This window comes from Methylobacterium symbioticum (assembly GCF_902141845.1).
Taxonomy (GTDB): Bacteria; Pseudomonadota; Alphaproteobacteria; order Rhizobiales; family Beijerinckiaceae; genus Methylobacterium; species Methylobacterium symbioticum.
In genome coordinates this window covers 1-15644 of record NZ_CABFPH010000117.1, presented here as the reverse complement: position 1 = coordinate 15644, position 15644 = coordinate 1, and the positions used below count along the sequence as shown (strand labels likewise).

12 protein-coding genes and 1 pseudogene are annotated in these 15644 nt (G+C 72.2%); 6 read left to right on the top strand and 7 right to left on the bottom strand.

All coding sequences use genetic code 11. The annotated features are described in order from the left end of the window. Nucleotides 1–159 precede the first annotated feature (159 nt). The 3 genes from MET9862_RS24845 to mutM all read right to left on the bottom strand — a co-directional run bounded on the left by MET9862_RS24845 (nucleotide 160) and on the right by mutM (nucleotide 4510). Entirely contained in the window at nucleotides 160–2547 is a 2388-nt protein-coding gene (locus MET9862_RS24845; RefSeq protein WP_142585650.1) for a response regulator, read from the bottom strand. Between the two features lie 83 nt (nucleotides 2548–2630). Continuing rightward, a complete protein-coding gene (gene rarD / locus MET9862_RS24840; protein WP_142585649.1) occupies nucleotides 2631–3485 on the bottom strand; it encodes an EamA family transporter RarD in 855 nt (284 codons plus the stop codon). A gap of 125 nt (nucleotides 3486–3610) precedes the next feature. Continuing rightward, nucleotides 3611–4510 carry a bifunctional DNA-formamidopyrimidine glycosylase/DNA-(apurinic or apyrimidinic site) lyase gene (gene mutM, locus MET9862_RS24835; protein ID WP_142585648.1) on the bottom strand — a complete coding sequence of 300 codons (900 nt, stop codon included), beginning with the start codon at nucleotides 4508–4510 and terminating at the stop codon, nucleotides 3611–3613. 242 nt (nucleotides 4511–4752) lie between these two features. On the opposite strand from mutM, the gene ubiE reads away from it, so the two are divergent. Together ubiE and ubiB are read left to right on the top strand one after the other, a co-directional pair. Continuing rightward, nucleotides 4753–5526: a bifunctional demethylmenaquinone methyltransferase/2-methoxy-6-polyprenyl-1,4-benzoquinol methylase UbiE gene (gene ubiE, locus MET9862_RS24830; RefSeq protein ID WP_142585647.1), complete on the top strand. Its 774-nt coding sequence runs from the start codon at nucleotides 4753–4755 to the stop codon at nucleotides 5524–5526. A 28-nt stretch (nucleotides 5527–5554) separates the two neighbouring features. Next, complete coding sequence (gene ubiB, locus MET9862_RS24825) at nucleotides 5555–7111, top strand: 2-polyprenylphenol 6-hydroxylase (protein ID WP_142585646.1); 1557 nt, start codon at nucleotides 5555–5557, stop codon at nucleotides 7109–7111. Nucleotides 7112–7468: 357 nt separating this feature from the next. On the opposite strand, the gene MET9862_RS24820 is transcribed toward ubiB, so the two are convergent. Further along, the gene (locus MET9862_RS24820) at nucleotides 7469–9127 is read right to left on the bottom strand and encodes a methyl-accepting chemotaxis protein (RefSeq protein WP_142585645.1); all 1659 of its coding nucleotides are present in this window, start codon (nucleotides 9125–9127) and stop codon (nucleotides 7469–7471) included. A gap of 245 nt (nucleotides 9128–9372) precedes the next feature. Here MET9862_RS24820 and coaBC point away from each other — a divergent pair, with 245 nt between their 5' ends. After that, the gene (coaBC, locus tag MET9862_RS24815) at nucleotides 9373–10590 is read left to right on the top strand and encodes a bifunctional phosphopantothenoylcysteine decarboxylase/phosphopantothenate--cysteine ligase CoaBC (protein ID WP_142585644.1); all 1218 of its coding nucleotides are present in this window, start codon (nucleotides 9373–9375) and stop codon (nucleotides 10588–10590) included. 282 nt (nucleotides 10591–10872) lie between these two features. Here the strand turns inward: coaBC and MET9862_RS24810 are convergent, their stop codons facing one another. Next, nucleotides 10873–12126 carry an acyl-CoA dehydrogenase family protein gene (locus tag MET9862_RS24810; protein ID WP_142585643.1) on the bottom strand — a complete coding sequence of 418 codons (1254 nt, stop codon included), beginning with the start codon at nucleotides 12124–12126 and terminating at the stop codon, nucleotides 10873–10875. Nucleotides 12127–12316: 190 nt separating this feature from the next. On the opposite strand from MET9862_RS24810, the gene pyk reads away from it, so the two are divergent. Next, on the top strand, nucleotides 12317–13753 hold the full coding sequence (gene pyk, locus MET9862_RS24805) for a pyruvate kinase (protein ID WP_142585642.1): 1437 nt from the start codon (nucleotides 12317–12319) through the stop codon (nucleotides 13751–13753). Between the two features lie 48 nt (nucleotides 13754–13801). Here the strand turns inward: pyk and MET9862_RS24800 are convergent, their stop codons facing one another. Then, a complete protein-coding gene (locus MET9862_RS24800; protein WP_142585641.1) occupies nucleotides 13802–14410 on the bottom strand; it encodes a septation protein A in 609 nt (202 codons plus the stop codon). Nucleotides 14411–14461: 51 nt separating this feature from the next. On the opposite strand from MET9862_RS24800, the gene MET9862_RS24795 reads away from it, so the two are divergent. Together MET9862_RS24795 and MET9862_RS24790 are read left to right on the top strand one after the other, a co-directional pair. Then, entirely contained in the window at nucleotides 14462–14719 is a 258-nt protein-coding gene (locus MET9862_RS24795; RefSeq protein ID WP_142585640.1) for a type II toxin-antitoxin system VapB family antitoxin, read from the top strand. After that, nucleotides 14716–15105: a type II toxin-antitoxin system VapC family toxin gene (locus MET9862_RS24790; protein ID WP_306438912.1), complete on the top strand. Its 390-nt coding sequence runs from the start codon at nucleotides 14716–14718 to the stop codon at nucleotides 15103–15105. The genes MET9862_RS24795 and MET9862_RS24790 overlap by 4 nt, the downstream gene beginning before the upstream one ends. Here MET9862_RS24790 and MET9862_RS24785 read toward each other — a convergent pair. Next, nucleotides 15102–15548, bottom strand: a pseudogene (locus MET9862_RS24785) (P-loop NTPase family protein); the annotation flags it as partial. The gene MET9862_RS24790 and the pseudogene MET9862_RS24785 sit on opposite strands and share 4 nt — an antisense overlap. Between the last annotated feature and the right edge of the window lie 96 nt (nucleotides 15549–15644).

Sequence of the window (15644 nt, the reverse complement as noted above, 5' to 3'; positions counted from 1 at the left end):
GGAAGGGGCGGAGCAGGCATGAAGGCCAACTGCCTCCGCTTGCACCGTCGCACCCCTCTCCCGACCCCTGCTGACGCAGGGGCCACCCTCCCCCGCAGAGGGGGGAAGGGAGAGCGCGGTTCCGGTGTGAGCATCGCTCCCGTTAGAGCCGACGCCCCCCTACCGCTCCCGCTCGGCCAGCCGGTCGATCAGGCCCTGCAGGCCGCTCGGCACCGGCGCGTCGGCGGCCTGCGCGTAGAGGGTGCGCAATTGCCGGCCGATCTCGGCGAGGCTCAGCGAGCCCTTGACGATGACCCGGTCGGCGGACCGGGCCAGGGCCGCCTTCTCGCTCTCGGTGATCTCCTTGGCGGTGAGCACCACCACCGGGATGTCGCCGTCCGGCCGGGCGCGCAGCGCCCGCAGGAAGCCGAACCCGTCCATCTCCGGCATCATCAGGTCGAGGAGGATCAGGTTCGGGCGGGCGAGGTCGATGCGCGCGAGGGCGGCGCGGCCGTTCTCGGCCTCGTCAACGATCCAGCTGTCGCGGCTGAGCGTGCGGTGGAGGCGGGCGCGGGCATCGGCGTCGTCGTCCACCACCAGGACGCGGGCCTCGTGCCCCTGCGGCCGGTAGCGCTCCATCAGCCCCTTGAGCCGGTCCCAGTCGATCGGCTTGACGAAGTAGTCGGTGGCCCCGAGCGCCTGGCCGAGGCCCTCCTCGGCCACCACGGAGGTCATGATGACCGGGATGCCGGCGAGATCCGGATCGCTGCGCACGGCGTGGAGCACGGCCCAGCCGTCCATGCGCGGCATCTCCACGTCGAGGAGGATGGCGCGGGGCTTGAGGGCGCGGGCCAGGGTCAGGCCGGCGCGTCCGTCATTGGCGGTGCGGACATGGAAGCCCTCCCGCTCCAGGAAGCGGCCGAGGAGTTCGCGCGCGGCCGGATCGTCGTCCACGATCAGCACGGCGTCGCCCTCCTCCCCGGCCTGGGCGGGAGCGGCCTCCGGCGCCTCCGGCGCCGCGGCGGCGTCCTCGGGAGCGAGGGTCGCGGGCAGGCGGACGGTGAAGGTCGAGCCGCGCCCGGGCTCGCTCTCCACGCAGACGTCGCCGCCCATGGCCCGGCAGAAGGCGCGGGTGATCGAGAGGCCGAGGCCGGAGCCGCCGAACTTGCGCGTGGTCGAGTCGTCGGCCTGCGAGAAGCGCTGGAACAGCCGCCCGATCTGCTCCGCGTCGAGCCCGATGCCGGTGTCGCGCACCGCGAAGGAGAGCCAGTCGGCCCCCGCCTCGCGGTGGCGCTCCACGGTCAGCACGATCTCGCCCGCCTCGGTGAACTTGGCGGCGTTGCCGATCAGGTTGAGGAGGCACTGGCGGATCTTGGTCTGGTCCTGGTGCATCCGGCCGAGGTCCGGCGCCAGCTCGGTCCGGAACGCGTTGCGCTTCTTCTCGACGAGCGCCCCCGTCGCGTCCGCGACGTCGGCGACGAGGTCGGCGACCGCGAAGGTCTCGGGCACCGCGGTGACGCGGCCGGCCTCGATCTTCGAGATGTCGAGCACGTCGTTGATGAGCGAGAGCAGGTGGCGCGCATTCGCCTCGATCTTGCGCAGGTCCGGCAGCAGGCCCGCCTGTCCGGCATCCTCCAGCTCCTCGCCGAGCATCTCGGAATAGCCGATCACCGCCGAGAGCGGCGTGCGCAGCTCGTGGCTCATATTGGCGATGAACTGGCTCTTGGCGCGGTTGGCCGCCTCGGCCGCCGCCCGCGCCCGCTCGATCTCGGCCTCGGCCTCCTTGCGCTCGGTGATGTCGACATTGGTGCCGACCCATTCGCGCAAGGCCCCGTCCGGGTCGAGCACCGGCACGCCGCGCACCTCCATGTGGCGCCACTGCCCGTCGCGGCGGCGCAGGCGGTACTCCACCTCGTAGGGCTTGCGCGCCTCGACGCAGCGCGCCCATTCCTCGGCGGCATGCGCCCGGTCGTCCGGATGGACCGCGTCGACCCAGCCCCAGCCCTGATAGGCTTCCTCGCCCTGGCCGGTATAGGCGCTCCAGCGGGGCTGCGGCGGCATCAATTCGCCCGCGGCGGTGGTGGTCCAGACCACGGCCGCCGAGGCGTCGATCAGCGCCCGGAAGCGCTCCTCGGAATGGCGCAGGCGCTCCTCGGTGGCGCGGCGGCGGGAGATGTCGGTGTTGGTGCCGTACCAGCGCAGGATGCGGCCCTGCGCGTCCCGGTGCGGCATGGCCTGGGACAGGAACCAGCGGAACTGCCCGTCCGCGCCCCGCAGCGGGAAGGTGTCCTCCCAGGGGGCGCCCGCCGCGATCGCCGCGCGGAAACGCGCCTCGACCCGGGCGAGGTGATCGGGATGGTGCACGCCCCGCCAGCCCCAGCCGCGCATCTGGTCGAGGGTGGTGCCGGTGTAGTCGTACCAGCGGCGATTGTACCAGAAGATGGCGCCGTCCGCGTCGGCCATCCAGGCCAGCTGCGGCAGGGCCTCCGCGAGGTTCTCGTAATCGGCCTGGGTGGCGCGCCCCGTATCCGTGGCGCCGGCGCCTTCGCGGGGTGGGGACTCACGCATCGGAGGTTCGGGCTCGGTTGGATGCACGGCGCGACGCGCCGCGAGACCGGGATAGATAGCGCGGGCGGGCCGAGGGAAAGCCTTCAGCCCCGCGCCGCCCGGCCCGCGCGGAAGGCGTCCGCCGCGTAGAGGGCGAGCGCCAGCCAGATCAGCCCGAACATCACGAGCCGGTGCGGCTCGACGCGCTCGCCATAGGCCAGCACGCTGAGGGCGAGCAGGCAGGTTGGGGCGAGGTACTGCATCAGCCCGAGCGTCGCGAGGCGCAGGCGCTCGGCGGCGGCAGCGAACCAGATCAGCGGCACTGCCGTGGTGATGCCGGTCAGCGCCAGCAGCAGCAGGCTGCGCGAGTCGGGCGGGAAGAGCGGATCGGGCGTGAGCCACAGGAAGGCCAGGGCGGCCGGGGCCAGGACCAGCGTCTCGGCGAGGAAGCCGATCATCGGATCGACGCCGACCACCTTCCGCACCAGCCCGTACAGGGCGAAGGTGAGCGCCAGCGCCAGCGACACGGCGGGCAGGTCCCCGGCCCAGGCCACGGCGAGGCAGACGCTCGCCGTGGCGATGCCGACCGCCACCCCTTGCGCCGGCCGCAGCCGCTCGCCGAGCACCACGGCGCCGAGGCCGACGCTCATCAGCGGGTTGATGTAGTAGCCGAGGCTGGCATCGAGCAGGTGGCCCTGGTCGACGGCGCGCAGGTACAGGAGCCAGTTGACGCCGATCAGCAGCGCCGAGACCACGAGCAGCCCGTGCCGGCGCGTGAGCGGGAACGGCGTGCGGATCCGCCGCCGCCAGATCAGCACGAGGCCGCCCACGAACAGGATCGACCAGAGGATGCGCTCGGCCAGGATGAAGCTCGGGCTGAAGGCGCCGAGCAGCCGGAAATGCACCGGCACCAGGAGACCCCAGCTCAGATAGGCCCCGAGCGCGTAGACGAAGCCCACGGCGTGCATCCTCCCCGCCCGCGCGATCTGCGCGAGCGCCGGGGCGGCATAGACCCGCGGCGGGAGGGCCGTCAGGTGCGCGGGCGCACGCGGCGGGCGGCGGAGCGGGACGACGACCGCTCTGCTCAGCCCCGCTCCGCCGGCTGGCAGGCGGCGCAGAAGAAGGTCGAGCGGCCGGACTGGACGATGCGGGCGACGCGGCCGCCGCAGCCCGGGCTGCGGCAGGGCTCGCCGACGCGGTCATAGACCCGGAAGGCGTGCTGGAAGGCGCCCGAGGTCCCGTCCGTGTGGGCGTAGTCGCGGAGCGTCGATCCGCCCGCGGCCACCGCCTCGGTGAGCACGGCCTTGATCGCCTTCGCCAGGCGCTTCGCCTTCGGCGTCGGCGTGCCGTCGGGCTTGGCCAGCGCCCCGGCCGGGGTCTCGGGGTGGAGCCCCGCCCGGTGCAGGGCCTCGCAGACATAGATGTTGCCGAGCCCGGCGATCAGGCGCTGGTCGAGGAGCGCGGCCTTCAGCGGCGTGAACCGGTGGCGGAACAGGCGGGCGATCAGCGCGCCGTCGAGCCCCGGCTCCAGGGGCTCGATCCCCATCCCCGCGAAGTGGCGGCAGGCGGCGAGCCCCTCCGTCGGCACGAGATCCATGAAGCCGAAGCGGCGCACGTCGTTGTAGGTGACGGTGGCCCCCGTCCCCATCGCCATCACCACGTGGTCGTGCTTGGGCACCCCGGCGGCGCCCTCCAGGTAGAAGTCGCCCGGCGAGAGGTTGCGCCCGTCCGGCATCGCCACGTCGAAGCGCCCGCTCATGCCGAGATGCATGACCAGGGTCTCGCCGGAATCGAGATGGGCGGTGAGGTACTTCGCCCGGCGCGCCAGGTCGGTGACGGTGCGGCCCTCGAGCCGCTCGGCGAAGCGCTCGGGGAAGGGAAAGCGCAGGTTCGGCCGGCGCAGGGTGACGCGGCTGAAGCGGGCGCCGACCAGGGCCGGCGCGAGGCCCCGGCGCACGGTCTCGACCTCGGGAAGCTCGGGCATGGCGTCTGCGATATCGGCGGGTCAGGAGGATCCGCCTATATCGGCGCCCCCGCAGCGGCGCACAATCCCGGTGGTCCGCGGCGATCCGCCCAGCCTTCTCCCCGGCCGAGCGCCCGGGACGCATGGCGGTTTGCGGCGGCCTTCGCTATGAGGCGCCAGGGCTCTCGGCCCGTGTCGCGATGCGCTCTCTTGCACCGAACCGGTGTCCACTTCGGTGGAGCGCGCTCTGGAGCAGGTGATCGATGGCGGGCGGGGACCGGACGCGGGACGACGAGACCACCGATTTCGGCTTCGAGCGCGTGGCGCTGGGGGCCAAGCAGAGCCGCGTGGACGCGGTGTTCCACTCGGTCGCCCGCCGCTACGACCTGATGAACGACCTGATGTCGGGCGGCCTGCACCGGGCCTGGAAGACGCAGCTCGTCTCGATGCTGCGGCCGCCGAAGAGCCGCCCCTTCCGCCATCTCGACGTGGCCGGCGGCACCGGCGACGTGGCCTTCCGCGTGCTCGACGCGGGCGGTCCGCGCACCCAGGTCACGGTGCTGGACATCAACGAGTCGATGCTGCGCGTCGGCGCCGAGCGCGCGCCGGAGCGCTTCGCGGGCCGGGTCGACTTCGTCACCGGCAACGCCGAGAGCCTGCCCCTGCCCGACGAGAGCTTCGACGCCTACACCATCGCCTTCGGCATCCGGAACGTGCCGCGCATCGAGGCGGCGCTGGCCGAGGCGAAACGGGTGCTGAAGCCCGGCGGGCGCTTCCTCTGCCTCGAATTCTCGCAGGTCGATCTGCCGGTGCTCGACAGGATCTACGAGGCCTATTCCTTCCACGTGATCCCGCGCATCGGCGCGCGGGTGGCGGGCGACGCCGAATCCTACCGCTACCTCGTGGAATCGATCCGCAAGTTCCCGACGCGGGGCGCCTTCGCCGGGCTGATCGAGCAGGCCGGCTTCCGCCATGTCAGCGACCGGCCGCTCTCGGGCGGCATCGTCGCCATCCATTCCGGCTGGAAGATCTCTTAGTGCGGCGGCGCGAGGGGGCCGCTGGGCGGTGATCGGCGCGATCTTCCATCTGGCGCGGGGCGCCCATGTCGGCTTCGTGCTGGCGCGCGAGGGCGCCCTGTCCTTCGTGGACGCGGCGGAATTGCCGCCGCACCTGCGGCTGGCCCTGCGGATCGGGCGCACGCTGGAGCGGCCGGGGCTCGGCGCGGGCGCGGCGCGGCTCTCGGCGGCGATGACCCGGCTCGGGCCGAGCTACGTCAAGTTCGGCCAGTTCCTGGCGACGCGCCCCGACATCGTCGGCATGGCCGCCGCCCGCGACCTGGAGAAGCTGCAGGACCGGGTGCCCGCCTTCCCGCAGGCCCAGGCGATCCGGGTGATCGAGGCCGCCTTCGCCAAGCCGCTCTCGGCCCTCTTCGTCGCCTTCAGCGAGCCGATCGCCGCGGCCTCGATCGCCCAGGTCCACAAGGCCGTGGTGCAGGATGCCGACGGCACCCAGCGCACCCTGGCCGTGAAGGTGATGCGGCCCGGCGTGCGCGAGCGCTTCCAGCGCGACCTGCAGGTGATGCGCTTCATCGCCCGGGTGGTGCACGCCCTCTCGCCGCAGGCCGAGCGCCTGCGCCCGCGCGAGGTGGTCGAGATCCTCGCCCGCTCGGTGATGATGGAGATGGATTTCCGGCTCGAGGCCGCGGCCGCCTCCGAACTCGCCGAGAACACTAAGGACGATCCCGATTTCCGCGTGCCGAAGCCCGATTGGGAGCTGACCGCGCGCGACGTGCTGTCCTCCGAGTGGATCGACGGCATCAAGCTGCACAGCAAGGCCGACATCGTCGCCGCCGGCCACGACCCGCAGGCGGTCGGCCGCGCGGTGATCCAGAGCTTCCTGCGCCACGCCATCCGCGACGGCTTCTTCCACGCCGACATGCACCAGGGGAACCTATTCGTGGACCGGCAGGGCCTGCTGGTGGCGGTCGATTTCGGCATCATGGGCCGGCTCGGACCCAACGAGCGGCGCTTCCTCGCCGAGATCCTGCTCGGCTTCATCATGCGCGACTACCGCCGGGTGGCGCAGGTGCATTTCGAGGCCGGCTACGTGCCGGCCCACCACTCGGTGGACGATTTCGCGCAGGCGATCCGCGCCATCGGCGAGCCGATCCACCAGCGCCGGGCCGACGAGATCTCGATGGCCAAGGTGTTGACCCTGCTCTTCGACGTGACCGCCCTGTTCGACATGAGCACGCGGACCGAGCTGGTGATGCTGCAGAAGACCATGGTGGTGGTCGAGGGCGTCGCCCGCTCCCTCGACCCCCGCCTCGACATGTGGACCACGGCCGAGCCGGTGGTGCGGAGCTGGATCGCCCGCAATCTCGGCCCCGTGGGGCGCCTGGAACAGGGCGCGGAGGCTTTGCGCACCATCGCCGACGTGGTGGCGGAGGTGCCCGACCTTGCCCAGCGCCTCAAGCGCGTGCTGGTCCGCCTCGACGAGGCCGGCACCGGCGACGCGCGGCGCCTGGAACGCTTCGCCCGCGACGAGCGCCGCCGCGCCATCGTCCAGACGGCCGCGCTCTGGGCCATCGCCATCGGCGCGCTGGTCCTGGCCTTCCGCTGAGAGCCTGTTTGAGCGGGATCGACTGACCCGCATGCAGAGATCCGGCTCCTCCCCCCATCCACCTCAGGATGAGGCCGAGGAGGGGATCAACGGGGTGAAGACCTGCTCGATCCGCTCGAATTCGCTCTGAGGCGCCGGGCCGGGCGCCCCGCGGCCCAGATCCGGTCCCGATCGCGCCGCCATCAGGAACGGCTTCAAACCCGAGCTTGACGCGCTCTCCTCCGCCGAGCTGGCAGCCACTCCGGCGGAGAGCGCTCCGGGCCGCGTCGCGGACCGGACGCCGGCGCGGCCGCCGGGGTCCGCGCGCCCGGGAGGAACGGACCCGCCGAGCCGCTTCCCCGTCGGGAGACGGTCCCATCACGCCGCGCGGATGGTCTCCAGGAAGCGCCGGACCTCGTTGCCGAGCTGATCCGATTGCTGGCTCACATCCGCGGCCGAGGCGAGCACCTGCGTCGCCGCCGTCCCTGCCGCGCCGGCCGCCTCGGCGACCTCGCCGATGCTGCTCGACACCTGGGCCGTCCCCGTCGAAGCCTGCACCACGTTGCGGACGATCTCCTGGGTCGCCGCCTCCTGCTGCTCGACGGCCGCCGCGATCGCGGTCGTCACACCGTTGATCTCGCCGATGCGCTGCGCGATGCTGCCGATCGCGCTGACGGCCTGCTCCGTGGCACTCTGGATCTGGCTGATCTGGAGGCTGATCTCGTCGGTCGCCCGTCCCGTCTGACTGGCCAGTTCCTTCACCTCGGTCGCCACGACCGCGAAGCCGCGCCCGGCGTCGCCCGCGCGGGCCGCCTCGATCGTCGCGTTGAGCGCGAGGAGGTTGGTCTGGCTGGCGATGGTCGAGATGAGATTCACCACGTCGCCGATCTTGGCGGCGGCACGGCTCAGCTCGGTGACGAGGCGGCCGGTCTCGTTGGCTTCCACCACGGCGGCCTGCGCCAGGCTGGCGGAACCCGCCACCTGCCGGCCGATCTCCTGGACGGAGGAGCCGAGCTCCTCGGCGGCGCTCGCCACCATGCTCACATTGGTCGAGGCCTCCTCCGCCGCCGCGGCCGCGCTGGCCGAGCGCTCCGTCGTCTGCGCCGCCGTCCCGCTCATCGCCTGCGCGATGCCCTGGAGATCGTCCGCGGCCGTGCCGACCCGCGCCACGATGCCGCCGACGGCCGTCTCGAAGCGGTCGGCCAGCTCGACGCGTGCGGCCCTGCGCTGCGCCGCGGCGCCCGCCCGGTTGGTCTCGGCCTCCGCCTCCAGGGCCCGCATGCGCACGAGGTTGTCCTTGAAGATCCCGGCGGCCCGCGCGGTCTCGCCGACCTCGTCGTTCCGCGTGGCGTAGGGGATCTCGATGTCGGTATCGCCCTCCGTGAGCCGCATCAGGATGGCGCCGATCCGGCGGATCGGCAGGGCGACGTTGCGGGCCATGAACAGGGCCGAGCCGGCGATCCCGAGGAGGACGAGCAGGCCCGAGACGAGGCCGATCAAGCTCGCCGAGCGGGTCTGCGAGGCGACGGTCTCCGTGGCCTCCTGCGTGAAGCGCTCCGCGTTGGCCCGGGATTCGGCGATGACCTTGTCTGCGCGCGCGGCGATCTCGTTCATCTCCACATCGGCGCGCAGAGCGGCCTGCTGATCGATCTTCGTGTGTTGGGCCGTGAACAGGGTCTCGGCGGTCTGGAGGATGCTGCCGAGGCTCCCTTGCGTCTCGCGCAGCACGTCGGGCTTGAGCGCGATGCGGACCGGCTCGTCGAGGCCGTGGATGGCGGCCTTGGCCTGCCTGCGGATGTCGGCCAGGGCCGCCGACGCCTCCGCCGCATCCGCGGTGGAAATCGTCTTGTACCCGGCCCGGATCTGGCTGAGGGCGAGCTGCGCACCCGTGATGCCGTTCAGGATGGTCTGCTCGCGACCGACGGCGGCGACCCCGTCCAGGATCGTGCGGTTCCTCACCCACTGGTTCAGAATCATGCCGCCGACGAGAGCGCCGGATACCGCGGCCGATGCCGCGAGTTTGGCCCCGATCTTCATGTCCGTATTCCTGTGGCGTCCAAGCGCCGCCACGCGCACCATGCGCGGAATCCGTTAAGGACCGATCCCAATGAACTCTTTTGCTCTGATTGGCGCGAGATATGATCTGTTTCATGTCAGATTGTAGGCGCTATTCGACGCAACTTGTGCGGCATGATCCGAGGGGATTTCCTGTCATCAGGTGGCAATCCGGGTGCGGGGCGGTTCAGGCTTGACCTGCCCGGCAGGGCCCGCATTGGTGACGCATGACCCTGCCCCTCGCCGATCGTCGCGTGCTCCTCGTCATCGGAGGCGGCATCGCGGCCTACAAGGTGCTCGACCTGATCCGCCGCCTGCGGGAGCGCGGCGCCAGCGTCTGCCCGGTGCTGACGCAGGGCGCGCAGGAATTCGTCACGCCGCTCGCCGCCGCGGCGCTCGCGGGGGAGCGCGCCCATACCGATCTGTTCGACCGCGCCGAGGAGGCCGATATCGGCCATATCAAGCTGGCGCGGCAGGCCGATGCCGTGGTGGTGGCGCCCGCCACCGCCAACCTCATGGCCCGGATGGCGACCGGTCAGGCGCCGGACCTCGCCTCGACGGTGCTGCTGGCCACCACCCTGCCGATCCTGATCGCCCCGGCGATGAACGTGCGGATGTGGCAGCACCCGGCGACGCAGCGCAATCTCGAGACGCTGCGGCGCGACGGCGTGCGCGTCGTCGGCCCGAATACGGGCCGGATGGCCGAGGCGGAGACCGGGCCGGGGCGCCTCGCCGAGCCGGAGGAGATCGCCGACGCGCTCGCGGCGATGCTGGGGGCCAAGGCCGGGCCGCTCGCCGGACGGCGCGTCCTCGTCACCTCGGGGCCGACCCACGAGCCGATCGACCCGGTGCGCTACCTCGCCAACCGCTCGTCGGGCCGCCAGGGCCACGCCATCGCCGCCGCCGCCGCCGCCGCCGGGGCGCAGGTGACGCTGGTCTCCGGTCCGGTCGCGATCCCGGATCCGCCCGGCGTCGCGGTGGTGCGCGTCGAGACCGCCCGCGCGATGCTGGCGGCCGTGGAGGCGGCGCTGCCCGCCGACCTCGCGATCTTCGCCGCCGCGGTCGGCGACTGGCGCCCGGCCGCCGAGCAGGGCTCGAAGATCAAGAAGGACGGCAGCGAGCCCCAGCCCCTCCGCCTTGTCGAGAATCCCGACATCCTGGCGACGGTCGCGCGGATGCAGGAGGGCCGGCCGCGCCTCGTGGTCGGCTTCGCGGCCGAGACCGATGCGGTGCTCGACCATGCCCGCGCCAAGCTCGCCCGCAAGGGCTGCGATCTCCTGGTGGCCAACGATGTCTCACCCGCGGGCGGCGTGATGGGCGGGGCGGCCAACACCGTCCACCTGCTCGCGCGCGACGGTGCCGTGGAGACCTGGCCGACGCTCGCCAAGGACGAGGTCGGTCGCCGCCTGGTTGCGCGGTTCGCGCAGATCCTGGACGCGGGCTGAGCGGATCGCTGCCCGCTCGCACGACACGCTCCGGCCAGACGCGGATCCCCCCTCTCCCCGCTTGCGGGGAGAGGCCCGCAGGCCCCCTGTCGTGCCTGCGGGAAGCGAAGGCGGAAGCCGAAGCGGCGGTGAGGGGGAGGATCCAGAGGAGGCTCTTTCTCGACCGCCCCCTCACCCTCGGCTGCCGCCTCGCCGCATCGACAGCAGGGTCGCTGCGGCCCTCTCCCCGCGGGCGGGGAGAGGGGGATCCGTTGCGGTCGACCGGCGCGACCGGAGGCTGGGTCAGCCCTCTCGCGGCAGCATCCGGTCGCTGATGATCCGGCGCTGGATCTCGCTGGTGCCCTCGAAGATCGTGGTCAGGCGGGCGTCGCGCCAGTAGCGCTCGACGCGGCGCTCGGTGGTGTAGCCGTTGCCGCCGTGGAGCTGCATCGCCTGGTTCGTCACCCGCACCGCCATCTCGGTGGCGAGCAGCTTCACCATCGCCGATTCGCTCTCGGCCGGCTCGCCCTGGTCGAGGAGATGGGCCACCTGGCACCAGAAGGCGCGGGCCTGCGCCACCTCCGCCGCCATGTCGGCGAGGGCGAAGCGCAAGGCCTGGAAGGTCCCGATCGGCTGGCCGAACTGTTCGCGCTCCTGGAGATAGGCCTGGGTGTCCTCCACTGCGGCGCGGGCCACGCCGACCGCGCGGGCGGCGGTGTGGACGCGGGCGATGTTGAGCCCGCGCTGCACGGCGGCGAAGCCGCCGGAATCGGCATCCGCTCCCACATCGCCGTAGAGGCCGGTGAGGCGGTCGCTCTCGGGCACCCGCACGCCGTCGAGTTCGAGCTGGTAGGTCTGGAAGCCGTGATAGCCGACCTTGTCGATGGCGTGGCCCGTCATGCCGGCCGGGAAGGTGCCGGGCTCCTTGACCACGAGGAAGGGCTCCAGCCCCGCCGAGCGCGGCTCGCCGGGCTCGGGGTCGCGGGTCCGGGCGAGCACCTCGATGAAGTCGGCGGCGAGCGCGAAGCCGGCCCAGCGCTTGGTGCCGGTGAGGCGCCAGGACTCGCCCTCGCGCACGGCCCGGGTCTGGACGCCGGCGAGGTCGGAGCCGGCCGTCGGCTCGGAGAGCGAGATGCTGCCGATCCACTGCCCCTTCGCGGATCTGCGCAGCAGGTCGAGGCGGCGCGCGTCGTCGAGGGTCTGGGTGCCGAGGCCCTGGCCCCGCGCCAGGATGCTGCCGACCGAGAGCCAGGACCGGGCGAGCTCCTCGGAGACGAGGCAGTACTCGAACACGCCGAGCCCCATCCCGCCATGCTCGGCGGGGATGGTGATGCCGAACCAGCCCTTCTCCGCCATGGCGTCGATGAGGGAGCGGGGCATCTCGCCCTTCTTCGGGTCGAGCTCGTCGGCGAGCGGCAGCACCACGTCGCGGGCGAAGGCGCGGGCCTCCGCCTGCAGGGCCAGGCGCGCCGCGCTGCGCCAGGGCGCGAGCAGCTCGGGCGGGGCCGGCGCGATGGTCTCGGGTGTCCGCTCGGTCTTCGTCTCGGGGCTCGGCATGGTCTCCTCCTTCCCCGGGGAGATAGGGCGCCGCCCGTCTCCGTCCGGGGCTCCGGATCCCGCCAATTCGGGGGCCAATCCGCGGCGCAGCCTTGACGGCGGGCCGGGTGCGGGCTCATTGGCCCGCGACGCCAGGAACGGCCGCCGCGTCAAGAGAGCGGCCGCGGAATTGGGCGTCTAGGAGGCCCCTTTGAAACGCTCCCGCCGCACGAAGATCGTCGCCACCCTCGGCCCGGCCTCCGACTCGCCCGAGATGATCGCGAAGCTCTTCCACGCGGGCGCCGACGTCTTCCGGCTCAACATGAGCCACCTGCCCCGCGAGAAGCTGCCGGAGAAGGTCGAGGTCATCCGCGCCGTCGAGCGCGAGGCCAAGCGCCCGATCGCCATCCTGGTGGACCTGCAGGGGCCCAAGCTCCGGCTCGGCACCTTCGCCGAGGGCTCGGCGATGATCGCGAACGGCGCGCATTTCGTCCTCGACGGCGACCCGACGCCCGGCGACGCGGCCCGCGTCTACCTGCCCCATCCCGAGATCCTGCAGGCGCTGGAGCCCGGCCATGCCATCCTGGTGGATGACGGCAAGCTGCGCCTCACGGTGGTCGAGGTCGGCGAGATGCGGGCCGTGACCCGCGTCGAGGTCGGCGGACGCATCTCGAACCGCAAGGGCGTGTCCCTGCCCCATACCGTGATCCCGCTGCCGGCCATGACCGACAAGGACCGGGCCGACCTCGAGGCCGGCCTCGCCGCCGGCGCCGACTGGATCGCGGTCTCCTTCGTGCAGCGGCCCGAGGACGTGGCCGAGGTCAAGACGGTCTGCGCCGGCCGCGCCCTGGTGATGGCCAAGATCGAGAAGCCGCAGGCGCTGACCCGCCTGGAGGAGATCGTCGAGATCTCGGACGGGCTGATGGTCGCCCGCGGCGATCTCGGCGTCGAGATGCCGCTGGAGCAGGTGCCGGGCGTGCAGAAGCGCATCACCCGCGCCTCGCGCCGCCTCGGCAAGCCGGTGGTGGTGGCGACCCAGATGCTCGAATCGATGATCTCGGCCCCCGTCCCCACCCGCGCCGAGGTCTCGGACGTGGCGACCGCGGTCTACGAGGGCGCGGACGCGGTGATGCTCTCGGCCGAGAGCGCGTCGGGCGCCTTCCCCGTCGAGGCGATCACCACGATGAGCCGGATCAGTGAGCAGGTCGAGCGGGACCAGCTTTACTGGTCGATCATCCGCGCGCAATCCTCGAAGCCCGAGCATACCGCCTCGGACGCCATCGCGGCGGCGGCGCACCAGATGGTCGACGCGCTGGAACTCGATACCATCATGGCCTGGACGCATTCGGGCTCGACGGCCTTGCGCCTCTCCCGCGAGCGCCCGAACGCCTCGGTGATCGCCCTGACCCCGAAGCGCGAGACGGCGCGGCGGCTGGCCATGGCCTGGGGCACCCACCCGATCGTGACGAAGGACGCGAGCGACGTGGACGACATGGCCTTCCGCGCCTGCAAGTTCGCGGTGCGCGAGCGCTTCGCCGAGATCGGCGACCGGGTCATCGTGGTGGCGGGCGTGCCCTTCGGGACGCCGGGCGCGACGAACCTCGTGCGCATCGCCTTCATCACCCGCGAGCACGCCGAGCGGGCCTGACGCATCCGGGCGAGGCGCGGCTCGACCGCTCCTCGCCCCCCGCGCCGCTCAGGCCTTCGCGTCCTTGCGCTCGTAGCGCGTGAGCAGCGGCGTCTGGGCCAGCGCGAACACGACGGTGAGCGGCATGATGCCGAACACCTTGAAGTTCACCCAGAAATCCTCGGTCTGCGTGCGCCAGACCACCTCGTTGAGGGCGGCCAGCGCCAGGAAGAACAGGCCCCAGCGGAAGGTGAGCTTGCGCCAGCCCTCGTCGGTCAGCGCGAACATCGAATCGAGCACCACCGAGAGCAGCGACTTGCCGAAGGCGAGGCCGCCGAGCAGCACCACGCCGAACAGCGTGTTCACGATGGTGGGCTTCACCATGATGAAGGTCTTGTCCTGCAGGAGCAGGGTCAGCCCGCCGAACACCACCACCACGACCCCCGAGACCAGGGGCATGATCGGCAGCCGCCGCACCAGGACGTAATGGATGGCGAGGGCGACCACGGTCGCCGTCACGAACAGCCCGGTTGCCACGAAGAGCTTCTGGTCGGGGTTCACCCCGAAGCGCTCGGCATAGGCGTTGCCGAGGAAGAACAGCACCAGCGGCCCCATCTCCAGGACGAGCTTCAGGAGCGGCGGCAGGTGGCGGTGCGGGGGGACGGATTCGATCTGCATGGGGCGTGATATAGGTGTCCTGAGCGCGTCTGTATCGAGGAGGGCCCGGCCGTGTCCATCACCATCGAGAATGCCGAGGCCGAGGCGATCCTGGCCGATCTCGCGGCGCGGACGAGCCGCGCCGAGCCGGACCTCCTGCTCGACCTGCTCCGGCGGGAGCGGAGCCGGCTGGAAGCCGATGCGGAGCGCCGGGTCGCGGACGGACTCGCGGCCGACGCGGCGCTGCGGAAGGTTCGCCGGGGAGACGTCGTCGACGCCCATGCGAGCGATGAGATCCTCGCCTATGACGAGAACGGCCTGCCTGTATGATCGTCGTCGATACGTCGGCCTTCGTCGCGATCTTTCTACAGGAGCCGGACGCGGACCTGCTCTCGAGCCGATTGGCCCTCGCGGAGGCCGCGACGATGTCGGCGGCGACCTATCTCGAATGCGCGATGGTGGTCTCGCGCTATCCTGACGGGCGCGCCGCCCTCGATGACTGGCTCCTGCGGCGCGGCATCGTGATCGACCCGGTGGACCACGCTCTCGCGCAGGCCGCCGCCGACGCGTTCGAGCGCTACGGCAAGGGCCGCCACCCGGCCGGGCTCAATTTCGGCGACTGCTTCTCCTACGCCCTGGCGCAGACGCGGGGTGCGCCGCTCCTGTTCAAGGGCGACGACTTCGCCCGGACGGACGTGCGCCGCCCGCCGCCCTAGCCCTTCTCCAGCCCGGCGATGGCGCGGGCGAAGTCGCGGGCCGCGAAGGGCTCCAGGTCCTCCACGCCCTCGCCGACGCCGATGAAGTGCACCGGCAGGCCGAACTTCGCGGCGAGCGCCACCAGGATGCCGCCGCGCGCCGTGCCGTCGAGCTTGGTCATCACGAGGCCGGAGACCGGCGCCGCCTGCGAGAACAGCTCGACCTGGCTGAGGGCGTTCTGGCCCACCGTCGCGTCGAGCACGAGGAGCGTGGCATGCGGCGCATCTGGATCGACCTTGCGGATAACGCGGATGATCTTCTCGAGCTCCGCCATCAGCCCGGCCTTGTTCTGGAGGCGGCCGGCGGTGTCGATCAGCAGCACGTCGGTACCGGCGGCCTGAGCCTGCTTGAGGGCGTCGAAGGCGAGGCCCGCCGCGTCGGCCCCCTGCGCGCCGCTGATCACCGAGACGGAGGAGGCCCTCGTCCTGGCCGGCCGGCACGCCGGCTACGGGCCGGATTTCGGCATCGTGCACGAGCGCCGCTGGACGCTTCAGGCGGA